Here is a 23,606-nt window from a genome sequence, read left to right as displayed (position 1 = left end):
CTGGCCGCGCGGGCGTCGAATGTCGTTTCGGTGAGGCACACCAAGCTCACCGGCTCGACAGTTCATCCACCCGAGCAGAGATAGAGGAATGATGGTGTCACCAACGCCCTTGCAGGCTTTCAGCGGAATACAGAAAACATCCAGCAACAAGCAGCCCGTCGTCAGCGGAGAGAAGATGACCGGTGCGCAAGCGCTGATTCGCACGCTGGAAGATCTGGGCGTTAAGGACGTCTTCGGCATTCCGGGCGGCGCAATTCTGCCCGTTTATCACGAGATTCACGACGAGACCAAGTTCCGCTTTGTACTGATGCGCCACGAACAGGCAGCGGGGCATGCAGCCGAAGGCTACGCCGTCGCCACCGGTCGGGTGGGCGTGTGCATTGTGACGTCGGGGCCGGGGGCCACGAACATGGTCACGCCTATTGCTGATGCGAACATGGATTCCGTGCCGCTGGTGGTTATCACCGGTCAGGTCGGCGTGGACGCCATCGGCACCGATGCCTTCCAAGAGGCGGATACCGTCGGCATCACCTATCCCGTGGTGAAGCATTCCTATCTGATCACCGATGCGCAGGACATTCCGCGCGTGCTCGCCGAAGCGCATTACATAGCCCGCACCGGGCGTCCGGGACCAGTTGTCGTCGATATAACAAAAACCGCACAAACCGGCAACCTCTATTACTCTTGGCCGCAGAAGCTGCTGCTTCCCGGCTACAATCCGACAACCAAGCCGCATGGCAATGTCCTACATGAAGCAGTCAAGCTCTTCAAGCACTCTTACCGTCCGGTGCTTTACGTGGGCGGCGGCGCAGTGCGTTCCAACGCAGGAACTCAGGTCAAGGAACTCGCCGACCTCACCGATTCCCCCATCGTCACCACGCTTCCCGCGCGTGGCATCGTGGCGGATTCCGACCCAAAAGTGTTGGGAATGCTAGGCATGCACGGCACCGTCGCCGCCACCGCGGCAACACAGAAATGCGATTTGCTGGTTGCCATCGGCGCACGGTTCGACGACCGCGTCACCGGCAAAATGGAAGCCTTCGCCCCCGCTGCGCGCGTCATCCACATCGACATCGATCCCGCCGAAATCGGCAAACGCCGCGAACCGGATGTTCCCATTGTCGGCGACGTATCCGAAGTGCTCGATGCTTTGAACACCGAAATCAAAGAAGAACAGGCTCTGAACGGCAAACCGAACCTCGAATCATGGTGGGCACAAATCAATGCATGGCGCGAAGCCTATCCGATGAAATATGACGAAACGACACCCGACGGCACCCTTTCGCCGCAGTGGGTTGTCGAAGAGCTGTCACGCCAGGCCGCGCCTTCCACCATCTGGGCGTCCGGCGTTGGGCAGCACCAGATGTGGGCCTCGCAGCTCATCAATTTCGAAAACCAGCACTCGTGGATTTCTTCGGGAGGCCTGGGAACCATGGGGTTTGGTCTTCCCGCAGCCATCGGCGCACGTGTCGGTTCAGCACGTGACTTCGGTGGGAAAAAGCCGGTCTGGCTTATCGACGGCGACGGCAGCTTCCAGATGACTTCCGAGGAACTGGCGACCGCATTCATCGACAATGCTCCGGTGAAAATCGCCATTCTCAACAATTCCGTCTACGGCATGGTTCGCCAGTGGCAAACGTTGTTCTACGACAAGCATTATTCGCAGACCAACATTCGCGACGGGGAAAACAACGAGAACATCATCAACGTCCCGGACTTCGTCAAGTTGGCCGAGGCTTATGGCTGCGTGGGTATCAAGGCCACGACCCAAGAAGAGGCGAAAGCCGCCATCAAGCGGGCAAATGAAATCAACGATCGACCGGTGCTCATCGATTTCCGCGTGTATAAGGACGCGATGGTCTGGCCGATGGTAGCCGCCGGACAATCGAACGATACGGTCGTCTATAAGCCCGGCGTGCAGCCGTTGTTGAACGGCGACGGCACAGAAGGCCGGGACGCTGATTCGACTCAGGCCGCTACACAACGGTAAGGGCAAGACGAAAGGAACATCATGGCAATCTATCCTGCATCCACTCCGTATAGCGAACGTCACACCCTCTCCGTGCTGGTCGAGAACCGCCCTGGCGTGCTCGCACGCATCGCCGGACTGTTCGCCCGTCGCGCTTTCAACATCAACTCACTCTCCGTCTCCCCCACCGAGCGCCCCGACATCTCGCGCGTTACGGTAACCGCCGATGTCGAACAGGTGCCACTGGAACAGATCATCAAGCAACTCAACAAACTGCTGCACGTACTTAAAATCGTCGATCTCGACAACATGGATGCAGTGGAGCGCGAGCTGGTGCTCATCAAGGTCGCCGCGAACGAAACCAATCGCTCCGATATCCTAGAAATTGTACGCCTCTTCCGCGTGCGCGTGGTTGATGTAAACCCCGAATCGATGACAATCGAAGCCACCGGCAACGAAGACAAGATCGATGCCCTGCTCGGTCTGCTCAACAATTACGGTGTCATCGAGATGGTTCGGTCCGGCTCAGTCGCTCTCACCCGCGGCCCCCACGCACTAAGCGAAAAAGTGGTCGGCAGCGAAATCACCGGGCGCTAATCCACCCTCACTTCCGACCACCATCAAGCCCCATATGTGAAGGGCGGCGTGGATTAGCTAAGCTGCTCGGACAGTTCCATCCACTCGGATTCCAAGGTTTCCGCTTCGGAGGCGTTGGCTGACAGTTGTTCGTTAAGTTCACCGAGACCGACGTAATCCGAGGGATCGTGAACCGCCATTTTCCGCTCGATATCTGTTTTTTCAGTTTCGAGCTTGTCGAGCTTGCGTTCGATGGCGGCAAGACGACGGTTTGCGTCGTGGAATGCCTTGCCGGTCAACTTCGGATGTTCGTCGGAATCGACGTTCTCGCTCTTTCCGGCAACATTTGAAACCTCGCCACCGGCAGAAGAATTGCCCGCATGGGACTTGTCACTTCGACTACCGGTACCGCCGGCGCCGCCGATGACTTCAAGCGTTTCGCCGTTTTCGATACGGTGGACCATCTCGAGGTAATCATCCACACCTCCGGGAAGATGGCGCACTTTGCCGCCGATCAGCGCGAACTGTTCGTCGGTGACGCGTTCCAGCAGATACCGGTCGTGGGAAACGACGATAAGCGTGCCGGGCCAGGAATCAAGCAAGTCTTCCATCACGGCAAGCATGTCGGTGTCAAGATCGTTGCCGGGCTCATCGAGAATCAGGACGTTGGGTTCGTCGAGCAGAATCAGCAGCAGCTGCATACGACGCTTCTGCCCGCCGGAAAGGTCTGCTATCGGAGTCATCAGCTGCGCGGCCGAAAAGCCGAGCCGCTCCATGAGCTGACCGGTCGAAACTTCTTTGCCGTCAACCTCGTAGGTCGGCTTATAACGGCTCAGCACTTCCTTGATTTTGTATTTGCCGAGCTTTTCCAGCTCATCCAAACGCTGCGAAAGCACTGCAAACTTCACGGTTTTGCCAATTTTCACGTGTCCCGTCGTCGGAGCCAACGTTCCATCGATAATGCTCAGCAACGTCGATTTACCGGCACCGTTCGCTCCGACGATGCCGAACCTGTCACCGGGACCGATGAGCCACGTGACGTCATCGAGAATCTTGCGTCCGCTCACCGTCACCTTCTGTGCGGCTGAAGTCGTTTCTCCATCGTCGATGTCCAACTCCACGGATCCGTGAACCTTCGGCTCCTCGTACAACGCAGGAATGATGTTGCCGTCCTGTCCTCCATCAGCCTGACCTTGAAGATGTTCATAGATCTGGGTCACGTCGGTGACATCAACAACCTGCTTGCCAAGCCGCGAAGTTGCCATCTGCTTGAGCTGCAAGGTGTTGCGCACCGGGGGCACATCAGCAATCAGCTCATTGGCCTGTTTAACGTGGAATTTCTGTTTGGTCGCCCGCGCACGGGCACCGCGGGTCAGCCACGCCAATTCCTTACGGGCGAGATTGCGCCTACGCTCCTCACGCACATCAGCCTGTCTATCGCGCTCGACACGCTGCATCATATAAGCGCTGTAACCGCCTTCGAACGGGTCTATCACCCCGTCGTGTACCTCCCACATCGACTCGCAGACTTCATCGAGGAACCAACGGTCATGGGTAACCAAGAGCAAGGCCCCCTGCCCTTTGGACCAGCGGTTCTTAAGATGCTCGGCCAACCAGTGAATGGTGACGATATCCAAATGATTCGTAGGCTCATCGAGTGCGAGGATGTCCCAATCCTTAAGCAACAACCGCGTCAAATCGGCTCGTCGGCGCTGCCCGCCGGAAAGCGAGCCGATCTTCGCATCAAGGTCGAGGCCGCCAAGCAGCGCCTCCACGATTTCACGCGAGCGCGTATCGGCAGCCCATTCGTAATCTTCGCGACCTTCGAGCGCACCCTCACGCAACGTGACGTCGTCATCGAGCGGATCGCGCTGATCAAGCATGCCGAACGTCAGCCCGTTGCGGGTGGTCACCCGTCCTGAATCCGGCTGCTGCGTACCGGCCAACAGATGCAAAAGCGTGGATTTTCCGTCGCCGTTCTTGCCGACGATGCCGATGCGGTCACCCTCGAAGACGCCCTGCGTCACATCGGTAAAAATGGTTTTGGTCGCAAAATCGAGCGAAACGTGTTCAAGTCCCAGATCATAAGTCGGCATAATGATTCGATGGTACCGCTGACTATCAACACTGTTCAGCCCGGAATCGGCTGCACTTCGCAATCGCGCACGCTTTTCATCAAATGCGGTCCATAATCTTTCGAAAGGCGAGATTTACGGCCGCCGCATTTTTGCCAGCGTCGGGCAGGTTCGACCGGTCAACGAGCCGACGCCACCGGCATCAATCAATCATTCACTCATCGCTCGCGCACTGGCCGCGCAACGCACGGCGAATGCGGAAAAGACCTGCTCTGCCAGCGGCTGCAGCTCGACATCGTCACGCTTGAAATCGTCTCGGATTTTGGCGATTTCACTTTCCTTCATGCCCCCGACCAAGGACGGCTCGGCAAGCCATTCCTCAAGCAGCGTAGGCGTAAGTTCAAGATGGAATTGCAGACCGAGCGCGCTTTTGTAGCTGAACGCCTGGTTTTCGGTAACTTTCGAGGATGCCAGCAATTCCGCCCCCTCAGGCAGAGAGACAACATCATTATGCCAGTTGAGTACATTCATCCGCGAAGTCCACATGGGAAAAACATCGCTTTTCGCTTCACGCTTGATAGGAGCAAAGCCGATTTCTGAGCATTTGCCGCTTTGCAGCTTAGCACCCAGCGCAGTGGCGATGATTTGATGACCGAGACAGATGCCCAACACAGGTTTGCCGGTCTTCACTGCCTTGCGCACCATCTTGGCCTCGGTCTTCAGCCCGGGGTATTCCTTATAATCCTGCGCCCCCATCGGACCGCCCATCAGTACAAGACCAGCAACCTCGTCGCCCTTGGGTACATCGGGATCCGTCTCTTGCGCGATGCTCAAAATCTCACTATCCATACCGAGATCGTCTAGATAGTCGAGGATTCTCCCCGGTTTTTCACACGGGAAATGTTGCAAAATAAACACTTTGGCCGTCGTCATGGTTCTATTGTGACATTCTGCCCTCCCAAAACTCAGATGAGCGTTTCCACAGCGAATGCGATTCGCCCGTCTTTGTCGGCAAAAGCCCATATCCTTGAGGCTATGGAAAACGCCAAGAAACCGCAGGATTCCAACCTTTCTGAATCTGCCTTACAGCCAGTGCTCGCACAGGCCGCCACTGGTCTGAAGCTTTACGACACGGCCACGCATGAAACGTCTCCGTTCACACCGATCGTCCCAGGCAAGGCGGGTATCTACGTGTGCGGCGCCACAGTGCAGAGTTCACCTCATATCGGCCATATTCGGGCGGCCGTGGCCTTCGATGTCGTTCGTCGCTGGCTTGTCAAACTCGGTTATGACGTCACTTTCATCCGCAATGTCACCGACATCGACGACAAAATTCTCGACAAGGCGGCAACAGCCGGTCAGCAGTGGTGGGCCCGCGCCTACCATTACGAACGCGAGTTCTCGCATGCCTACGACACGCTTGGTGTGCTCCCCCCAACCTACGAACCACGCGCCACCGGACATATTGGCGACATGATCGATCTGATCGAGCGTCTCATCGAACGCGGTCACGCCTACGTCATAACCGACAAAGACGGCAAACCGACCGGCAACGTGTTCTTCGATGTGTCCAGTTGGCCGCATTATGGCGAGCTGACCCATCAAAAGCCAAGCCAACAGAACGATTCCGCGGCTGAAGTTGCCGACAAAATGGGCCCGAGCATCGACCAGTCCGGCGACGACAAATACAATCCTGCGGACCCGGCCGATTATTTGCCGGACAAGCGCAGCCCACGCGATTTCGCGCTGTGGAAGGCTCCAAAGGAAAGCGATCCCGAAACGGCACGATGGTCAACGCCGTTTGGCACGGGCCGTCCCGGCTGGCATATCGAGTGCTCCGCGATGAGCCATCGTTATCTCGACAGCATGTTTGATATTCACGGCGGCGGTCTCGACCTGCGATTCCCCCATCACGAGAACGAGATGGCACAGACGCGCGCGGCCGGCTACGAATCAGCCAACATCTGGATGCACTCCGCCTGGGTCACCGCCAAGGGCGAGAAAATGTCGAAATCGCTGGGCAACGGTCTTTCTGTACCGAGCGTACTGGCGCAAAATTCCGCTTGGGTGGTCCGCTACGCTCTGGGCGGCGTGCAATACCGTTCAATGCTCGAATGGAGCGACCAGACCCTGACCGAAGCGCAGTCCGCATACGAACGCATCAGTCATTTCATCGCTAACGCGGGCGAGATGCTCGGACCGGGTGAGCAACCAAGCAGGGATGAGGTCCTCGCCGTAACCGCCGATGATCTGCCGTCTGATTTCACCGATGCGATGAACGATGACATCAATGTTTCCGGCGCTACCGCGGCGATTTTTACCACCATCCGCCAAGGCAATTCCCTTATCGCCGGACTTGAGTCGGCTCAGGCCAATGCCGAAGTCAATCCCTTCGACGAAGCCGAGATGGCAGCTCTCACGAACGAATATCGCAACACACTTAACGAAGCCAACGACCGATATGCCGACATCTCCAGAAAAGCCGTTCAGGAAGATGCGAAGGCACGCTTTGCCCTCACCCACAGCAATGTTCCAGCCGACGTCATCGATATGCTCACCGCCCGTGTAAACCTACACGAGCTTCTGCTTTCGACCAGAGCCATGCTCGACACGCTGGGCCTAGATCCGCTGGCAAAGCCATGGAACAGCGAAGACACCGAAGGTACCGGCAAGAGCACCAAAGGCAGCGTTGACACTGAAGCGGAGCACCGACTGCTCGATTCGATGATTCAGCATCAGCTCGAGGCGCGTAACGCCGCCCGCAAAGCCAAGAACTTCGAAGTCGCCGACAAGATTCGCGACAGCCTTAGCGAGATGGGCGTCACCATCGAGGACAAACCGTCCGGCTCCACTTGGTCGTTACGATAAAACCGTCTTTCCTTTCCGAGAACAGATGCGCACCGAACCTCCGCTGATCATTGAGCAATCGTGCAATTGCCGCCGATTATCGAATCATCAATTGCACCGACCGTGCTTTCTCCCTACGAACCGCTAGAATTAGAGGCATTATGGCAGCATTCAGTTCTTTGACAGACAAGCTCTCCAATGCGTTCAAACACTTGAAGAGCAAAGGCAAACTCACAGAAGCGGATATCGACGGCACGATCCGTGAGATCAGGCGTGCCCTGCTCGACGCCGACGTGGCGCTCGACGTGGTGCGTTCGTTCACTTCTAGAGTCCGCGAGCGCGCGCTTGGCGAAGAGGTTTCGCAGGCGCTGAACCCCGCGCAACAGGTGGTGAAGATTGTCAACGAAGAGTTGACCGAGATTCTTGGAGCCGGCGTCGACCGTCCGCTGAACTTTGCCAAGAATCCGCCGACCATCATCATGCTGGCAGGCCTTCAGGGTGCCGGCAAGACGACGTTGGCCGGCAAGCTCGGCTACTGGCTCAAGGACGCGGGACACACCCCGCTGCTGGTCGCTGCCGATTTGCAGCGACCCAATGCAGTCACTCAGCTGCAGGTGGTCGGTGAGCGTGCGAACGTACCTGTGTATGCGCCCGAGAAGGGCGTGCAGTCCGACGGTGGCGAGGCCGTTGCAGCCCCCGGTCAGCTCGGCGGCGACCCAGTGAAAGTGGCCCGCGATTCGATTCAGTACGCCAAAGACAAACTGTATGACACTGTCATCATCGATACCGCAGGTCGTTTAGGCGTCGATGAAGAGCTGATGAAGCAGGCGCGCGACATTCGCGATGCCGTCAACCCCAATGAGATTCTGTTCGTCATTGACGCAATGATCGGTCAGGACGCAGTGCAGACCGCCGAGGCCTTCAACAAGGGCGTGGACTTCACCGGCGTGGTGCTTTCCAAGCTCGACGGCGATGCCCGAGGCGGCGCTGCACTTTCCGTGGCGAGCGTCACCGGCAAGCCGATCCTCTTCGTTTCCAACGGCGAGGGATTGAAAGACTTCGAGGTATTCCACCCGGATCGCATGGCCTCCCGCATCCTCGATATGGGTGATATCCTCACCCTCATTGAGCAAGCTCAGAAGCAATTCGACGAGCAGGAAGCGATGGAGTCCGCCAAGAAGATGGCGCAGGGCACCTACGGCCTTGACGACTTCATGCAGCAGCTGCAGCAAGTGCGCAAGCTCGGTTCAATGAAAAGCCTGCTTGGCATGATTCCCGGCATGGCTGCGCATCGCAAGGAACTTGAAGCGCTCGATGAGCGCGAAATCGATCGTACCGAGGCCATCATCAACTCGATGACCCCGGAAGAACGTCGCGACCCTTCCATCATCGACGGTTCCCGTCGCGCCCGCATCGCCTACGGTTCCGGCAACACGGTTTCCGCAGTCAACGGTCTGTTGCAGCGTTTTGAGCAGGCCGCGAAGATGATGAAACGCATGACCAACAAGGTCGGCGGCGGAATCCCCGGCTTCGGCGGCCCCGGTGCAGGCGGCGGCGCAGGCAAGAAGGGCAAAAAAGGCAAGAAGAAGGGCAAGTCGAAGTCCGGCAACCCGATGAAGCGCGAGGCTGAAGAATCAGCATTGCGCAACAAGCTCGGCGGTAAGCAGAACTCTGGTGGCTCTGCCTTTACCAAGAAGCCTCAGAACCCCGCGCTTCCCGCCGGCTTGCAAGAGGTCATGGATGCGGCAGGCACCAACGAGGACGGCACCCCGAATCTTCCGCCGAACTTCGGTGGCGGACTCAGCGGCCTGCTCGGCTGAGCAGTCAACAAAAGCACTTCATGACTGCTATGTTGCTGATATCGCTGGGCTTCATCGCCCTGTGGTGGATGCTGCGGTTTTTGCCGGCCGGTGCTGACGGACATGGGCCGTTGCCATACCTCATAGCGTTCGTTCGTTTCCTTTGGATACCTACGGGATTGGTATTGTCGGCGGCGATTCTTGCTCATCAGTGGGCTGCGGCAGTCATAGCCGCTGTATTGACAGCGTTCATCGGTTTTTTTGCTTCGCCATGGTACAGGAGCATGAGGAACCGCAAGGGGTTACGAAATCGCCAGGGCAACGCGACGAATATCGATCAAAACAAGCCGTCACACACTGTCATGACGCTTAATTGCCGCTACGGTTCCGCCGATCCGCAAGCCATCATTGAAGCAGTGCGCGATAATGACGTCTCGGTTTTGGCCTTGCAGGAGCTCACCACAAATCTGGTCAATGCACTGGATGATGCAGGCCTGGCAAGCACGCTTCCCTATCGACAGTTGGGAGAGCCAACAGAGAACGACAACGGCGGGTTCAATGGTCTCTGGCTACGTTCGATGCCTGAAAGCATGGGCGACAGCAATGTTGATATTGCCGCAGCGAACATTCCCCGAACCGTGGTTGAAAACACGGCGATGTACAGCGCACATACCAAGTCCCCTATGCGCAGTTGTTCAGAATGGTCCCAAGGCGTCATCAATCTCGCCGACACCTATCCGACATCAGATGGCAGTGGCCCATGTCAAGCGGTTATTATGGGCGACCTCAATTCCAATCTCGATCATCCAAGTTTCCGAAGTCTAATCGACGCCGGATACCGCGACATCACGCTATCCGTTACGCATGCAGAAGCCGCCAGCTTCCCGCGCTGGCTGACCTGGCCTCGTCTTGAGCTGGATCACATTCTTGTCACTCCGGGCATTTCGGCTGAGAACATACACACACTAACCATCCCGGAAACCGATCATCTCGCTTTGCTTGCGGAGCTCAAGCTCAGCAAGAACTAGCCCATTCGCATCCGAGGCTTGCAGCCTCCTCCGAACATCGTGCGACACAGTGAGTCCCCGTTTCCCATGAAAAACGGAATGTACAGTGCTGCTTTCGTATGTGCAGTATCGTCAAATCATCAATCGTGCGAAACTATTAATTAGACAGTTCCAGCAGAATATTGACTTTTTTTGGTAGTGTCCATATGCTGTCAAATCGGTTGCTATGTGACCGTCTTGAACCCATACTGGTTGCTATGGATTCAATGTCGAATGCGCAGAAGGACAAACTATGACCAGCAAACAACAAGAAGACATTCTATTCAACATCCCTGTCGCCAAAGAACAGTTCGCTCTCATGAAGCAGGCCGCCGCACTCGAAAAAATACCCGTCAAGGATTGGGCCAGCGACATGCTGCTGGAAGCAGCAAGCGAAAACGTGGGACAAGGAGCCGAACTTCAGGAAGTTGGCGAGGAATACGACAAGATTCTTGCCACATTCGAAAAACAGACCAACTTTTCCTGACCACCCGACACACTCGTCAGGCTGCAGGGCAAACCACGCGGCGGTGACATGCCACAGTAACTTCGCGTCAAAATTGTCGCACCTCGTCGCGTCTCACATCTTTAAACGCTTATCCCCTTTGCATGACGTTAAGAAACTTTCTTATCCACGATGATGCTGCTTCTCATCCTTTCACGTTTGCATGAAAAGAACGTTCTATCCAGCCACCGCGATATAGTTGAGAAGTTATTCACGGGTGCGGGGCCCTCTCTATCCTGCAGGCTGTGAGGAACAACGCGGATTCATGCGAGTATGCCCCACATACGAGCAAGGAAACCGCAATGAACCAACAAGGAGAGCCACAATGGCTACCAAGATTCGTCTGAAGCGTATGGGCAAGAAGTTCTATGCCTTCTACCGTGTCGTCGTCATGGATTCGCGCAAGAAGCGTGACGGCAAGTCGATCGAAGAGATCGGCATTTATGATCCGAACAAGCAGCCTTCGCTGATCCAGATCGATTCCGATCGCGTTCAGTACTGGCTGGGTGTCGGCGCTCAGCCGAGCGACCCGGTGCTCAATCTCTTGAAGATCACCGGTGACTGGCAGAAATTTAAGGGTCTGCCGGGCGCAGAAGGCACCCTGAAGGTCGCTGAAGCCGGTCCGGATGCCGCCGCTCGCGTCGAAGCTGCTGAAGCCGATGCTCAGAAGCTCAAGGCTAAGAAGTCCGAAGCCAAGGCGAAGGCCAAGGCTGAGGCTGAGAAGGCTGAAGAAGCTGCAGGCGAGGCCGAAGCCAGCGACGAAGCCGAGAAGGCTGAGTAACCATGCTCGCGCAAGCTGTGGAACATCTCATTTCCAATATCGTCGATTTCCCCGATGATGTATCGGTGAAATCGCATGAGAATGCTCGTGGCGAGTTGTTGCGTGTGCGCGTGAACCCTGAGGACGTCGGGCACGTGATTGGCCGTTCCGGCCGCACCGCCAACGCGATTCGCACCGTGGTGCAGGCTTTGTCCGACCACAAGGTTCGCGTCGACATCATGGATGTTCGCAAGTGAATCGCAACGAAGTCACTTCGCAGCAGGCAGACCCTCAACAGCATGAACTGTTGAGGGTCTGCCGTATCGGACGGGCCCAGGGACTCAAGGGCGAAGTCAACGTCTGGGCATTCACTGACGAACCGGAACGCAGATTTGCCCCCGGTTCGAACTTATACACGAAAGACGGCAAGCACGCGTACACCGTCATTCACTCACGCACATTCAAGGATCGCTGGATTCTGCAGTTCGAGGGTGTCGGCAGCCGAGACGCTTCCGAAGCACTCAATGGTCTGGAGTTGTATGTCGAGGCCGATGACCGCAACGAAATGACCGAGGAGGACGCTTGGTATCCCAAGGATTTGATCGGACTCGAGGCACACATAGCCGACGATCCCACCAACGGCATCAACCCCGCTAAAGCTGGCATTCTTATAGGCAAAGTTGTGGATGTCATCGACAGTCCGGCACAATCACTGCTGAAAATACGTTTAAATATGCCCGTCATCGAAAGCAAGGACGGCAGCTTCGTTCGACTCGAAGAACAAGACCCACCAATCAAAACGGATACCAAAACAACATCTGCTGAACACGGAAGCAGCAAGGCACGACCAGACACCCAGAGTAATGAACACATCAAAGGTCACTGTGAACCTATCACCTTCACAGGTTCACCCGAAGGTGGTTCCGATATCGAAGACGGTAGGATTGTCAAGACTGTGCTTGTTCCTTTCGTTGGCCAGATCATTCCTGATATTGATCTTGACACGCGGATAATAACCGTAGACCCGCCGCAGGGACTAATCCCGACGTTCTAAAACGTGATCCGGTCGCATGCCAAAGCGGAAGGGCGGTATCTCTACAACGAGCCGAACCGGCCAGTTTGGCACCCGACGAGAACAGAAGCAATCCAGACGCAGCATTACCAATCGCAATGGTCTACCGGAAAACGCAACCCGGCTCGACGGAACCGCACTCAGAATCGGTCAAGCTGCGCGGCCTGCGACCTGATCGATTCTTTGGCTTTCTCACTCCATTTGCCTTTGGCACTGGATTCGAAATGGTCGGCATACGACATCCAGTCCTTCTTCATTGAATCGGCTCGCTCTTTCTTTTCTTTGCCGGCCTTCAACATATTCACATTTGTGATGCTTTTATACAGTGGCGCGATGGCCTTGGCAAGCAACTCACGTTCGGCTTGAAGAAGTAGATTATGGTATTGCTGCTGAACATCACCCCCAAGCGAATCCACCATCCGTTTCGCGTCGTTCCAGAGCCTATTGACATCAACCACGATCACCGTCCCCTTTCCCGGTGGCCTCCATCTCATCTTCCAAATCACGCATATGCTGCCGATGTGCCCTGTCAAGGTTCTCGCGGATTTCTTCGATACGCTGCAAAGCCGCATTGGCGACTCTCTGACCTTCGTCCTCGAATCGATTGATGGTGTGGGTCGCTTCAACCATCGGGTCGTCCGCCCCGTCAGGAAGATCATGCCGGCTGATTTCCATGACTGCACTGCCCATGTTCTGCATGCGATTCTGATATTCAGTGCGGTATTGACCGATATCACTGGCCACGGAATCCAGAATACCCATTCGTCGACGCTGTTCAGCGCGTTCATCGTCCATCGCCCGCTCGATGCGGGCAATGGATGCACGCCGCTCACGGGCCGCTTGTTCTTCATACATGTCAGTCACCAAGCTCCTGAAGCTGTGCGGCGAGATCGGAATCCGTTTCGACAATCCCCTCACTGGCCCGCGCAATCTGGCCAGAAATACCGTCGAGGTTTGCCACAATCCGATCAAACTCAACACGATCACGCTCATATTTTTCCTCCGGCCTGACACGGATATAGGCCTCCGTGGCCCCCGCACTTCCCAAAGCGCCAAGCACCTCACCCGAAGAAAGATCAGGTGCGACCAACTCCGCGGCACGAAGCATGCTCTGCCACGTCGATTCAGCCTCACCACACGACCGATCCAAAAGGTCGGACATCTCATACTGGTACTGTTCGGCAAGAAGCCTCATACCCTTCACCATCAAATCAGCCTCACCACAGTCAAGCCAAATCTGCTCGCTCCGCGACAGACCTCCGCCGCTCTTTTCAAACCTGCCGCGGACCTCCCCCAGCTCATCAAATCCCGCGTCGACAACCTGGAACATTTGGCTCAAAGACCTCTCGGTATAAGTGACAATCCGCCCGTCTGCATCGAACTGGTAACCACCCCACATGTGCCCCTTGGTGAAATTGTGCTTCAAATACCCCACAGCGCCGCCGAACCCACCAAACAAGCCGTAAGGCCAGACCTTCGACATACTAGCCATGCCATCCAACGATGACTGCACAGCATCCTTTCGAGCCTCCTTTGATTGCTTCACCAAAACCCTACGGCCCACTGTCTTGTCATCACCCGTGTTGCCGAGCATAGCTACCAAATCCCATGGGTCCACATAGTTCTTGACCCGACCGTCACGTGCGTAGGAATCGGCCCGCTTCTTCTGCGTCGCATTAAGAGTCGAATATATATTCGGCCCCTCGTACAGCCACGCGCCATTGATACGTTTGGCCTGCTCACGCGACAGATCCGACAACGCATACTGCCCCGCCATCGACCCCAACGAATGCCCGTACACATCGACCCTCGCATTCGGAAACCGCGCCATCACGGCCTTCAGCTCCTTCGACGCCGCACGCAACTGCGGCACATCCCCGCACGCTCCCTACCCTGCAGGATATTGAGCCCCTCGGGAACATCATTATCCAACCAATCCTGCCTCACATCCGACTTCCCACTGCCAGGACCGCTCGACCCCCGATACAACACCATCACACGCGTCGCCCTCGACGCATCACGATCATTGGCAACCACCGTCACCTGACCACCCGAACCCGACGAATCACCAGTACCATCAACCACCCAACCAACGGTAGTTTTACCGTCGTTAACTTTGATCGGCTTTCCTTTCGAATAGTCCTCATACGTGTTTTCACCTATTTCTTTTCTCTCTCGATCAGTCAACTTCGACCAATCAAGCTCTTGCGAATCACTCCGAGCCATCATCCATCGCTTCCGATCTCACACCATGCCTCTGCCACAATCAATCCACATCAGCACCGAAACTCGACAGAACATCCACCCTCGCCCCACCATCCAAACGCTTCTTATTCTCCTCCACAAGATCATCCAGCTTAGCCGAACCTCCCACACCCCCACCGACGAGGGGATCACGACCACCCTCCGTATTCAACGGCCTATCGTAAGTAGCATTGATGTCCAGGCTCCGGTCGCCGTTGACATAAACCGTGACCATAATCCCGCCCATCGGATTATGCTCAAGCGTCCCGTCGTCAATCACATAGGAATGAATCACGCCCTCATCGGTGAACGCATGAGGATCCATATTCTTCAAAGTAGCACGAATCGCATGGTCACCCTCGGCGCTATGCATGACGTTGCGCATATAAATCTTGTCCTTAACCGGTCCCACAGCCACAACCCCTCCCAACAACAACACCGCCAACAACACACCCAACACAACCTGCAACCAAACCGGCCACCCACGCCGAACCGGACCACCACCAGACGACGAACACGGCGAATACGAGCCTCCCGACGCGTACGGATAATTTGAACCGGCGTCACTGCTCACGCCGTCAGCGTTCCCAGCACCAGAGGAACCGAAACACCCCACTTCAGACTGCTGGGCATACGAATCATGCAACACCAGCACAGACTGCATCATCCGCGCCATATCAACCTCATTTCCAACGTCCCTCATCAACAGAAGTTCGAACCAACACCAAATCTTATCGGATAACGATAACCGCAAAATGTCACACTGCCAATAGCATTCCATGCTCCATCATTCACCAACATCGCGGTGAAACGCGGATATGTCTCTACCTCTCGGCGCAGTCAACCCTCGCAACCGCCCAATTCATCACGAACATTATATGTTCACAACCCTCGTCACTGATTTCTCTCGCACATCTCACATATTTCCCTATCCGCTCACCGCGCATGCCACTCCAAGTCACCGCAGAACAGCCAGAATATCCGCCCGTGTCAGTTACCATGGAGACATGCAAATCGACATCGTTTCGGTGTTCCCCGATTATTTCGAAGTTCTTAACGTCGGCCTGTTCGGTAAAGCCATAGAACGTGGACTGCTCGACGTGCACACGCATGATCTTCGCAGCTGGACCCATGACGTGCATCATTCCGTCGATGACACTCCTGTAGGTGGCGGCGCAGGCATGGTTATGAAACCTGAGGTATGGGCCGAATGCCTTGATGACCTGCTGGGATTTGAACCCCCCTCGATCACAGCCGCAAGCAACGAAACGCAACACAGCAATGCAAGCGCACCGATTAGCAACAACACAACTGACGAACCAGCGGCTACTTCGGAAAACGCACTCCCAAAACCGGTATTGATTTTCCCGAACCCTTCGGCACCTCTGTTCACGCAGCGCGATGCGACCGAACTATCCCACGCCAGTCATCTCTTGTTCGGCTGCGGGCGCTATGAGGGTTACGATGCCCGTATCCCCTGCTATTACCGCGCGCAGGGTGTGGACGTACGCGAGTATTCCATCGGCGACTATGTGCTTAACGGCGGCGAGGTTGCCGTTTCCGTGATGCTTGAGGCCATTACGCGCCTGATTCCCGGATTCATGGGCAACCCCGATTCCATCGCTGAGGAATCCTACACAGGCTCGAATGCGCTTTTGGAACATTACCAATACACCAAACCGGCTATCTGGCGCGGCATGGGCGTACCCGAGGTGCTGACCAGCGGCGACCACGGCAAGGTCGACCGGTTCCGCCGCGACGAGGCCATCGCTCACACCGACCAGGTTCGTCCCGATCTCATCCGGCAAATGGACTGCAAAGCGCTTGACAAGGCAGATCGCAAAACACTGATGACCTTGGGATGGGAAGTCTCCGGCGACCACCCGCGCAAACTCAGCGACTGATGCGGCCTGCCGATTGCGCTTCATCAGCGCCCGCACGAGACAGCACCGACGTTGCGTACCCGTGGACGCTTCATCGGCTTCATCGCGTTGTCTACTCGTGATCGATGAAGTAGACCTCGGTTTCGCCGTACTGACGTTGGCTGGCCACCTGCCAACCTTCAGGCATCGTCAAGGACTCGGATCGGGCGGAACGTTCGAAAACCATAACCGTTTGCTCGTCTACCATCGCCGAGGACGTCAAATCGGCGATCAACTTGTTGCACGCCTCGGTCGAAAACGCGTACGGCGGGTCGGCAAAGATGAGACCAAAAGCGGACCCCTCATAGCCGGAAGCCATACGCTCGGCACGCTTGTGCATCACACGGGCCTTCATTGTGCGTGAGCCCCACGAACGGCTGCGTTTCAACAAATCCAAGGTTCGGCTAATCGACACCGACGCCGGTCCGGCCGATTCAACAGCGACCAGTTCATCGGCACCACGGGACAGTGCCTCGATTCCCAAGGCTCCAGTGCCTGCGAATAAATCGAGCACGCGAACGCCATCGAGCACACCCCAAGCCTCAAGCTTGGAAAAAATGGCTTCCTTCGTCCGATCGGTCGTCGGCCTGGTGCCCGTTTTGGCTTTGGCCAACTCAAACCCTTTAAATCGTCCCGCAATTACTCGCATGCTTGCTACTCTAGCCTGCAACGCCGATACCGTGCGCAACATGGCAATCCGAATCCGGCCATTAGTTGCTGAGGATTTCGGATTCACCGCCGCGGGTGAAGTCGAGGACAGCACCGGCCAATTGCACCTCGCCCGACAGTTCCGAGTCGCGCTTGAGCAGTGATTCTGCTTGTTCTCGGGCCTCGGCGATGATCTTGGCGTCCTTGACCACGCGCAGCAGCTTGAGGCCGGACTGGCCGCCGGATTGGGCGTCGCCCAGCACATCACCGGCACCACGCAATTCCAAATCGGCCTGTGCTATTTCGGCACCATCAAGTGACCCTTCGATGACGTTCAGACGTTGCTCGGCGATACTGCCAGGTTCAGCGCGCGAAACAAGGAACGCCCAAGAATCAGTCCCACCTCGACCCACACGCCCGCGTAGCTGGTGCAACTGGGAAAGACCGTAGCGGTCGGCATCGAAGATGGTGATGCAACTGGCCTTCGGCACATCCACACCGACCTCGATAACCGTTGTAGCCACAAGTATCGGCGTTTTGCCGCACTCAAAGTCAGCCATCACCTTTCGCTTGGTCGCTTCATCGTCACGTCCGGTTAATGTGGCGAATTCGACACCCGCGAATTGCGGCAGGGACGCGAGCCTGTGAACGATTTCCTCAACGGCATGCAACGGCAGCTTCGGTTCCGCAGAAGTACCGTCGCCATTGCCCTCATCGAAATCATCAATCGCAACGAATCCGTTTTCCAGATCCTGGTCCGCTGACTGCGCCGCCGATGCAGAAGTTCTCGCACTGCCGCCACGCCGCCCCAAGCTCGCAGAACTTGCCTCTACGACCGCATCCGCCTCATCAGTGTCGATTCTGGGACAAATAACATATGCCCGCTCCCCCGCGTCAATTCGTCGGCGAATATGGGCGAACATCTGCGCCATCATGTTCCCATTAGCTTCGGGAACGATGAAGGTGCGAATCGGCTTTCGTCCACCGGGAAGTTCTGTAAGCCACGAGATATCAAGATCACCGAACCAAGTCATCGCGGCCGTGCGAGGAATCGGCGTCGCTGTCATCACCAGCAGATGTGGTGTCTTCTCGCTTTTTTCGCGCAGCACCTCACGTTGCTCGACACCAAATCGATGCTGCTCGTCAATAACGGCCAGTGCCAGGTTCGGAGCTTGGAACATCTTGGAAAATGCGGCATGCGTGGCAACGATGATGCCAGGTTCGCCACTGGCTGCCGTAGCGAGCGCCCTGCGCCGTGCGGCAAGTTTCATACCTCCGGTCAGCAGAGTGACAGGAATGGAGCAAGAATCGTCTTTGGACGAAGTCTTACCGCCCCGAGCATCGACATCGCCGACCATCTTGCTGATCGTTTCGAAATGCTGCTCGGCGAGCACCTGCGTGGGAGCCACCAGAACAGCCTGATAACCCGATCCGACAGCCTCAAGCATCGCCGCAAGGGCCACGACGGTTTTACCGGAACCGACCTCGCCCTGCAGAAGTCGCTGCATTGGATAGGCTTGCCCCATATCCGTGCAGATAGTAGCAATGACGTCCTGCTGCCCCTTTGTCAGATCAAATGGGAGGGATTCGACAAACCCTTTACGCAGGCCGGAATCACGACATTCGAACGTTTGAGACTTCCGTGCCGCCTCACGCTTTTGCAGGACGGAAATCTGCGAAACGAACGCCTCCTCGTAACGCAACGTTGCGAGTGCGGCGTGAAACGATTTCGTTGACTGCGGGTTGTGAATCGCGGCAAACGCATCAGATCGATGCATAAGACGCTTGGACTCGACCACATCCTGCGGCAGCACATCGGGAATATTGCCTTGCAACGCATCAAGCATGAGGACGATGGACTCATGGATATGCTCGGTGGAAATACGCGAAGTGGCATGGTAGACCGGACGTGGTCTGCAGACATGCCGCAACGCCTCCCCAACAGTCGAAGCATCGAACCTGAGGGCATTGACGGCGGAATCCTGTTGCAGTGCCGACGCGGTACCGTCGCGACCGACAGAAACCCCACTCTGCAACGGTGGCACACCGGCTTGACCGACACCATCATCGACAGACAACACACCCGCACTCGCCGGCACCGGCACATTAGATGTGCCTGCCATACCGGGCTCACCCAAGAAGCCCGGCTCATCCCTCGGTTGACTAAACGCGTTCGCACCTTCCGGCATAACCGTAAGCACCTCGGGATGGGTAAATTGCAACTGACCGTTGAATGCCGTCGGAGTACCGGAGAGAACGACATTCGCACCTTGGTGCAGCCGACCGCTCATCCAGTCCACATATTGCTTTTTGTGCGAAAAGAAGACAAGGTTACAGCTTGTTCCTTGCATCTGCCGGCTTGCGGCGAACGCCTGATCCTCGACCACGGCTTCCAAGCGGAACCCACGTCTTGGCCCCATCGAAACAACGCGAACATAGCGCACCACCGCGGCAAACGCCATCGGCGTGCCGACCTTCGCTTCGCGAATGGCCCGCAATGGAACAGGCTCGGTGACTCGGAAGGGATAGTAGGTCAAGGCATCGCCCACCGTCACCACGCCAAGTCCCTTCAACGCACTGACACGGCGTTTGTTCGCAATCAGTGTGGAGACCGAGGTCTCAAGGGTGACGGTATCGCTCATAATTCCATTCTATTCAAGGCGGACGAACGTTTCACAACGACGGCGACCGGCATGCAGCATCAAGTGGCCGCATGCCGGTCGCCGTTCAAAAAGAGGACAGTCGCGCCTCATGAACGATGCGGCACATCCTCTGCGGTCGTCCGTTTGCTCAAGCCAAAGGAAACGAGGAACGCAACAATCGCAAGGACCAACGCAAAGGTGAAGCCCCAACGCGAACCAGTGACGAAGGCCATCTCCTTGCCGTCGGCATGTGAACTGGCTTGTCCGGCTTGAAGAAGGATAGTGGTCACAGCAGTGATGACAGCGCCAAGAACCTGCTGCATCGTGTTGAGAATCGTGGAACCGTCGGTGGAGAGATGCTGCGGCAGAGAAGCCAGCGCCGAGGATTGGGCCGGGCTCATCGTCATCGGCACACCCACCATAAGGATGACATGTGCGCAGATGATATATGCAATGGACGTCGACGGGTTGGCAAGCATCAACAGAATGACGCCGATCATCGACAGCACCAGACCGCCGCGCACGAGCCAATTGGGCCCAACGATATCGAAGAGGCGTCCGGCAAACATCGAAACGAGCGCGTTGACCACACCACCGGGCAACATCACCAGGCCGGTGAGCGCGACCTTGACGCCGAGGCCGTTCTGCAGTTCTTGAGGCATAAGATACATGGTCGCGAGCGTGATACCGAAGTTCATCATAACGATGAGTGCACCGACAGTGAACTGGCGGATGCCCATGGCACGCAGGTCGATAATCGGGTTGCCCATATGCAACTGACGATAGCTATAGCAAACTATGGCCGCAATGCCGACAACCATAATTCCGAGAACCGGCAACGAGAATCCGAAGTCGCTGATGAGACTGACACCAAGAACGAAGCCACCAAAGCCCAGAATCGAGGCGATGCAGGAGAACGGGTCAATTGTGGGTTTGGTAAGCGTGTAGGCGTTAACCATCCAAATCGATGCGGCCACGAGAGCCAACAGCGCGATAACGGCGAAGAAAAAGAAAATAGCGCGCCAAGAGAACGCACCAATCAGCGCACCCGCGAGAGTCGGTCCGATGGCCGGGGCAAACATCACCACGAGTCCGGCCATACCCATGGCAGCACCGATCTTGTTGAGCGGGAACACTTCGAGAATCACCGAGAACATCATCGGTAGCACCAAACCGGTAGAGACGCCCTGGATCATACGCCCCAGAAGCAATATCGCGAAGGAGTTGCCCGGTGCAAAGCCGGAAATCAGCGAGCCGATAAAGAACATCGCCAGCGCAAACAGCAGCAAGGGCCTGGACGGAATCCACTTGAGCATCAGACTGGTAAACGGCAACACGATACCGATGACGAGCATGTAGCCCACAACCATCCATTGGGCGGTACCGGAGCCGATATTGAAGCTTTTCATCAAGTCAGGCAGCGCGATGTTCATTGCGGTTTCACTCAACATGCCAAGGAACGCGCCGAGGTAAAGTCCCAGCATTGTCAGGTTCGGGTGTTTGACGCTCACGCGCGCCTTCATCGCATTATGCGGCACAGATGCGTTCTTCGCGCTTCCGGCCGTCGCCGCCGCCTTTTCGTTTGCTTTCACTTCGCCGCTTTCGGGCGCAGTTGATTGAGACATGGTAGTGCCCATGTGATTCTTCTCCCATTCGTTTCCGCGTCTTATCGCCGTTTACGGTTGCACGGAAGATTCATATTCGCGCAGTAAAGCGCATTCCATTATGCAAGGGTGGCGCAGAAACGCCCACTATGATGAACAGGAACCCCTTGATTCCCAAGCAAAAGCTCATTATTAGCACCCCATTGGACAACCGACATCTCACGAATGACAACACGACACCTTATCGACTCACAATTGGCCTTGATCGAATCTGCGGAAGGCATAAAAAAAACCTCCGGTGTCAACGGACACTCGGAGGTTAGAGATTACTACTCGCGATTCACGCGGCCACGCGCTGAACCTTGCCGGCCTTGAGGCACTTGGCGCACACGCGAACGCGCACGTTCTGTCCGTCGATAGTAGTGCGAACTGGCTGGAGGTTCGGGCTGAAGGTGCGCTTATTGCGAATATGTGAATGCGAAACGGTGAAACCGGACTGCGGTCCCTTGCCGCACACTGCGCAACGAGCTGCCATAATGGACTCCCTATACTGTTTGACTTGCAAGTCTTGATGTCACCATCCTGCGTTTTACGCACAACGGAGGCACACAACTTTTCTAGTATACAACCAGTGCAGACCAAAAGACAAGATAAGCGGCAAACGTCTGCATTCGCGGCAGCAGCAAATGATCCGTAACAGCCGGGTGAAAAACCGAACACACCGACCGGTCATTCCCCGATCAAATTCAAACCAGAGATATTCTTCAGCGGATAAATATCGGCAGCGCTATCTAGGCTTGACTATATTCTGGTAACAACCTATCTGATGTAATTCAATTGACTACGGTTTTCTATGCGGGATGATACAGACATGATTTGCAGAGAGATAGCACCAAATGCTCATTTGCCGATTTATTGCACACTTATGCATTCCGTTAACGGCACACGTAAGCAAGCGTTTTGTCGGACCCATTATTAATCATTATTAATCATTATTAATTAGCACTTTATAATGTACAAAAGAGGTATCTCCACTTAGGAATCTTTTTTACCATTAGGAGGCATCGTTATGTCCAGACCCCGACACGACTCGAACCAGTTGCCGGCAACAACACGCATGGAAAATGCGTTCTGGAGCTTGCTCGAAGAACGTGATTACACCAAAATTACAGTCACCGACATCGTCAACATTGCGAACGTCAACCGGAACTCGTTCTATTATCACTACTGCAAGCTGGACAACTTGGCGGAAACCGCAATCCGCCATACCGTCGAGGAAATCAACAGGGTTTTGCCTGAATTTACCGTAGACCCATCCAAAGCTTGGAACGGCATCATGCTGCAACTGATCGGCGTGCCTGCAAACCGTGTCCACCTTGACCACATCGCGCTGACCGTAAGCAAGCACAGTTCACCATACCTGATTTTCGTTGTCCACGATGCACTACGCGACGGTTTTATTTCTTGGCAGCATCTCGATCGCAACATCAGCGTGAACCAAAACGTTCTGTTGGAATTCTCCGTGGGCGGCCTGCTCGCCATTGCCGGCATCTGGCCGACGCTCTCCAAAGAAACGACAGTGGAGCAATGGAGCAATCTTGATGCCGCCGTGGTAGCACGCACGCTGTATATGTCCGTTTCCGACGAAAGCATGCCCGGTTTCTGGGTGCGCCTGTTCCGCAGCGCACTTGAAAAGGGCGAAGATTCGATTCTCCGCAACATCGCGCAAACCGAAAGAACAGACCACAATTTCAAGCATGAGGTCGACATCTTCCTCAGAGATTTGAGTCGTCTGCAGAACATGCAGCCTACCGCGCCCGAAGAAAACACAGATCTGAGCGCGCAATAATCCGCGTACCTGAACGACTGACAACAACCCTTCTTAGCAGATAATGCG

Annotated in this window: 22 protein-coding genes and 1 pseudogene; 12 read left to right on the top strand and 11 right to left on the bottom strand. The window is 55.9% G+C overall.

Going from position 1 to position 23,606, the window contains the following annotated elements:
- The first annotated feature begins 91 nt into the window (after positions 1-91).
- Both GA0061077_RS06575 and ilvN read left to right on the top strand, forming a co-directional pair.
- Positions 92-1,990, top strand: a complete 1,899-nt coding sequence (locus GA0061077_RS06575) for an acetolactate synthase large subunit (protein ID WP_091848129.1) — start codon at positions 92-94, stop codon at positions 1,988-1,990.
- Between the two features lie 21 nt (positions 1,991-2,011).
- Positions 2,012-2,566 (top strand): acetolactate synthase small subunit, encoded by a 555-nt coding sequence (gene ilvN, locus GA0061077_RS06570; protein ID WP_091848128.1) that lies wholly within the window; start codon positions 2,012-2,014, stop codon positions 2,564-2,566.
- 53 nt (positions 2,567-2,619) lie between these two features.
- Here ilvN and GA0061077_RS06565 read toward each other — a convergent pair whose 3' ends face one another.
- Positions 2,620-4,641 (bottom strand): ABC-F family ATP-binding cassette domain-containing protein, encoded by a 2,022-nt coding sequence (locus GA0061077_RS06565; protein ID WP_091848193.1) that lies wholly within the window; start codon positions 4,639-4,641, stop codon positions 2,620-2,622.
- 189 nt (positions 4,642-4,830) lie between these two features.
- A complete protein-coding gene (locus GA0061077_RS06560; protein ID WP_091848127.1) occupies positions 4,831-5,553 on the bottom strand; it encodes a type 1 glutamine amidotransferase in 723 nt (240 codons plus the stop codon).
- Positions 5,554-5,655: 102 nt separating this feature from the next.
- Here GA0061077_RS06560 and cysS point away from each other — a divergent pair, with 102 nt between their 5' ends.
- From cysS to GA0061077_RS07300, 8 genes and pseudogenes are all read left to right on the top strand, one after another.
- Entirely contained in the window at positions 5,656-7,488 is a 1,833-nt protein-coding gene (gene cysS, locus GA0061077_RS06555; protein ID WP_091848126.1) for a cysteine--tRNA ligase, read from the top strand.
- A gap of 140 nt (positions 7,489-7,628) precedes the next feature.
- Entirely contained in the window at positions 7,629-9,287 is a 1,659-nt protein-coding gene (gene ffh, locus GA0061077_RS06550) for a signal recognition particle protein (protein WP_091848125.1), read from the top strand.
- A gap of 20 nt (positions 9,288-9,307) precedes the next feature.
- A complete protein-coding gene (locus GA0061077_RS06545) occupies positions 9,308-10,294 on the top strand; it encodes an endonuclease/exonuclease/phosphatase family protein (RefSeq protein ID WP_091848124.1) in 987 nt (328 codons plus the stop codon).
- 271 nt (positions 10,295-10,565) lie between these two features.
- Positions 10,566-10,799, top strand: a complete 234-nt coding sequence (locus tag GA0061077_RS06540) for a hypothetical protein (protein ID WP_091848123.1) — start codon at positions 10,566-10,568, stop codon at positions 10,797-10,799.
- Positions 10,800-11,142: 343 nt separating this feature from the next.
- The gene (gene rpsP, locus GA0061077_RS06535) at positions 11,143-11,598 is read left to right on the top strand and encodes a 30S ribosomal protein S16 (RefSeq protein ID WP_091848122.1); all 456 of its coding nucleotides are present in this window, start codon (positions 11,143-11,145) and stop codon (positions 11,596-11,598) included.
- Positions 11,599-11,600: 2 nt separating this feature from the next.
- Positions 11,601-11,834 carry an RNA-binding protein gene (locus tag GA0061077_RS06530; RefSeq protein ID WP_091848121.1) on the top strand — a complete coding sequence of 78 codons (234 nt, stop codon included), beginning with the start codon at positions 11,601-11,603 and terminating at the stop codon, positions 11,832-11,834.
- Positions 11,831-12,334: pseudogene (gene rimM / locus GA0061077_RS06985) on the top strand (ribosome maturation factor RimM); the annotation flags it as partial. The gene GA0061077_RS06530 and the pseudogene rimM, both read left to right, overlap by 4 nt.
- Complete coding sequence (locus GA0061077_RS07300; RefSeq protein ID WP_446325276.1) at positions 12,311-12,631, top strand: hypothetical protein; 321 nt, start codon at positions 12,311-12,313, stop codon at positions 12,629-12,631. The pseudogene rimM and the gene GA0061077_RS07300, both read left to right, overlap by 24 nt.
- A gap of 158 nt (positions 12,632-12,789) precedes the next feature.
- Here GA0061077_RS07300 and GA0061077_RS06520 read toward each other — a convergent pair whose 3' ends face one another.
- From GA0061077_RS06520 to GA0061077_RS06500, 5 genes are read right to left on the bottom strand one after another with little or no spacing between them, the layout of a single operon-like run.
- Entirely contained in the window at positions 12,790-13,107 is a 318-nt protein-coding gene (locus GA0061077_RS06520) for a hypothetical protein (protein ID WP_143249634.1), read from the bottom strand.
- Positions 13,100-13,504: a hypothetical protein gene (locus GA0061077_RS06515; RefSeq protein ID WP_159426934.1), complete on the bottom strand. Its 405-nt coding sequence runs from the start codon at positions 13,502-13,504 to the stop codon at positions 13,100-13,102. The genes GA0061077_RS06520 and GA0061077_RS06515 overlap by 8 nt, the downstream gene beginning before the upstream one ends.
- Position 13,505: 1 nt before the next feature.
- Entirely contained in the window at positions 13,506-14,480 is a 975-nt protein-coding gene (locus GA0061077_RS06510; RefSeq protein WP_091848117.1) for a hypothetical protein, read from the bottom strand.
- Positions 14,481-14,488: 8 nt separating this feature from the next.
- The gene (locus GA0061077_RS06505; protein ID WP_143249632.1) at positions 14,489-14,878 is read right to left on the bottom strand and encodes a hypothetical protein; all 390 of its coding nucleotides are present in this window, start codon (positions 14,876-14,878) and stop codon (positions 14,489-14,491) included.
- Positions 14,879-14,915: 37 nt separating this feature from the next.
- Entirely contained in the window at positions 14,916-15,569 is a 654-nt protein-coding gene (locus GA0061077_RS06500) for a DUF1310 family protein (protein WP_234696550.1), read from the bottom strand.
- A gap of 331 nt (positions 15,570-15,900) precedes the next feature.
- Between GA0061077_RS06500 and trmD the strand changes: the two genes are divergently transcribed.
- Positions 15,901-16,797 carry a tRNA (guanosine(37)-N1)-methyltransferase TrmD gene (gene trmD / locus GA0061077_RS06495; RefSeq protein ID WP_091848115.1) on the top strand — a complete coding sequence of 299 codons (897 nt, stop codon included), beginning with the start codon at positions 15,901-15,903 and terminating at the stop codon, positions 16,795-16,797.
- A gap of 91 nt (positions 16,798-16,888) precedes the next feature.
- On the opposite strand, the gene rsmD is transcribed toward trmD, so the two are convergent.
- From rsmD to rpmB, 4 genes are all read right to left on the bottom strand, one after another.
- The gene (gene rsmD / locus GA0061077_RS06490; RefSeq protein WP_091848189.1) at positions 16,889-17,464 is read right to left on the bottom strand and encodes a 16S rRNA (guanine(966)-N(2))-methyltransferase RsmD; all 576 of its coding nucleotides are present in this window, start codon (positions 17,462-17,464) and stop codon (positions 16,889-16,891) included.
- 61 nt (positions 17,465-17,525) lie between these two features.
- Positions 17,526-20,105, bottom strand: coding sequence for an ATP-dependent DNA helicase RecG (locus GA0061077_RS06485; RefSeq protein WP_091848114.1), 2,580 nt, complete (start codon positions 20,103-20,105; stop codon positions 17,526-17,528).
- Positions 20,106-20,212: 107 nt separating this feature from the next.
- A complete protein-coding gene (locus GA0061077_RS06480) occupies positions 20,213-21,730 on the bottom strand; it encodes an MFS transporter (protein WP_091848187.1) in 1,518 nt (505 codons plus the stop codon).
- A gap of 319 nt (positions 21,731-22,049) precedes the next feature.
- On the bottom strand, positions 22,050-22,244 hold the full coding sequence (gene rpmB, locus GA0061077_RS06475) for a 50S ribosomal protein L28 (RefSeq protein ID WP_091848113.1): 195 nt from the start codon (positions 22,242-22,244) through the stop codon (positions 22,050-22,052).
- A gap of 534 nt (positions 22,245-22,778) precedes the next feature.
- On the opposite strand from rpmB, the gene GA0061077_RS06470 reads away from it, so the two are divergent.
- Positions 22,779-23,558, top strand: a complete 780-nt coding sequence (locus tag GA0061077_RS06470; protein WP_143249631.1) for a TetR/AcrR family transcriptional regulator — start codon at positions 22,779-22,781, stop codon at positions 23,556-23,558.
- Positions 23,559-23,606 lie beyond the last annotated feature (48 nt).

This window comes from Bifidobacterium commune (assembly GCF_900094885.1).
GTDB classification, from domain to species: Bacteria; Actinomycetota; Actinomycetes; order Actinomycetales; family Bifidobacteriaceae; genus Bifidobacterium; species Bifidobacterium commune.
This window is presented reverse-complemented; position numbering and strand designations above follow the sequence as displayed.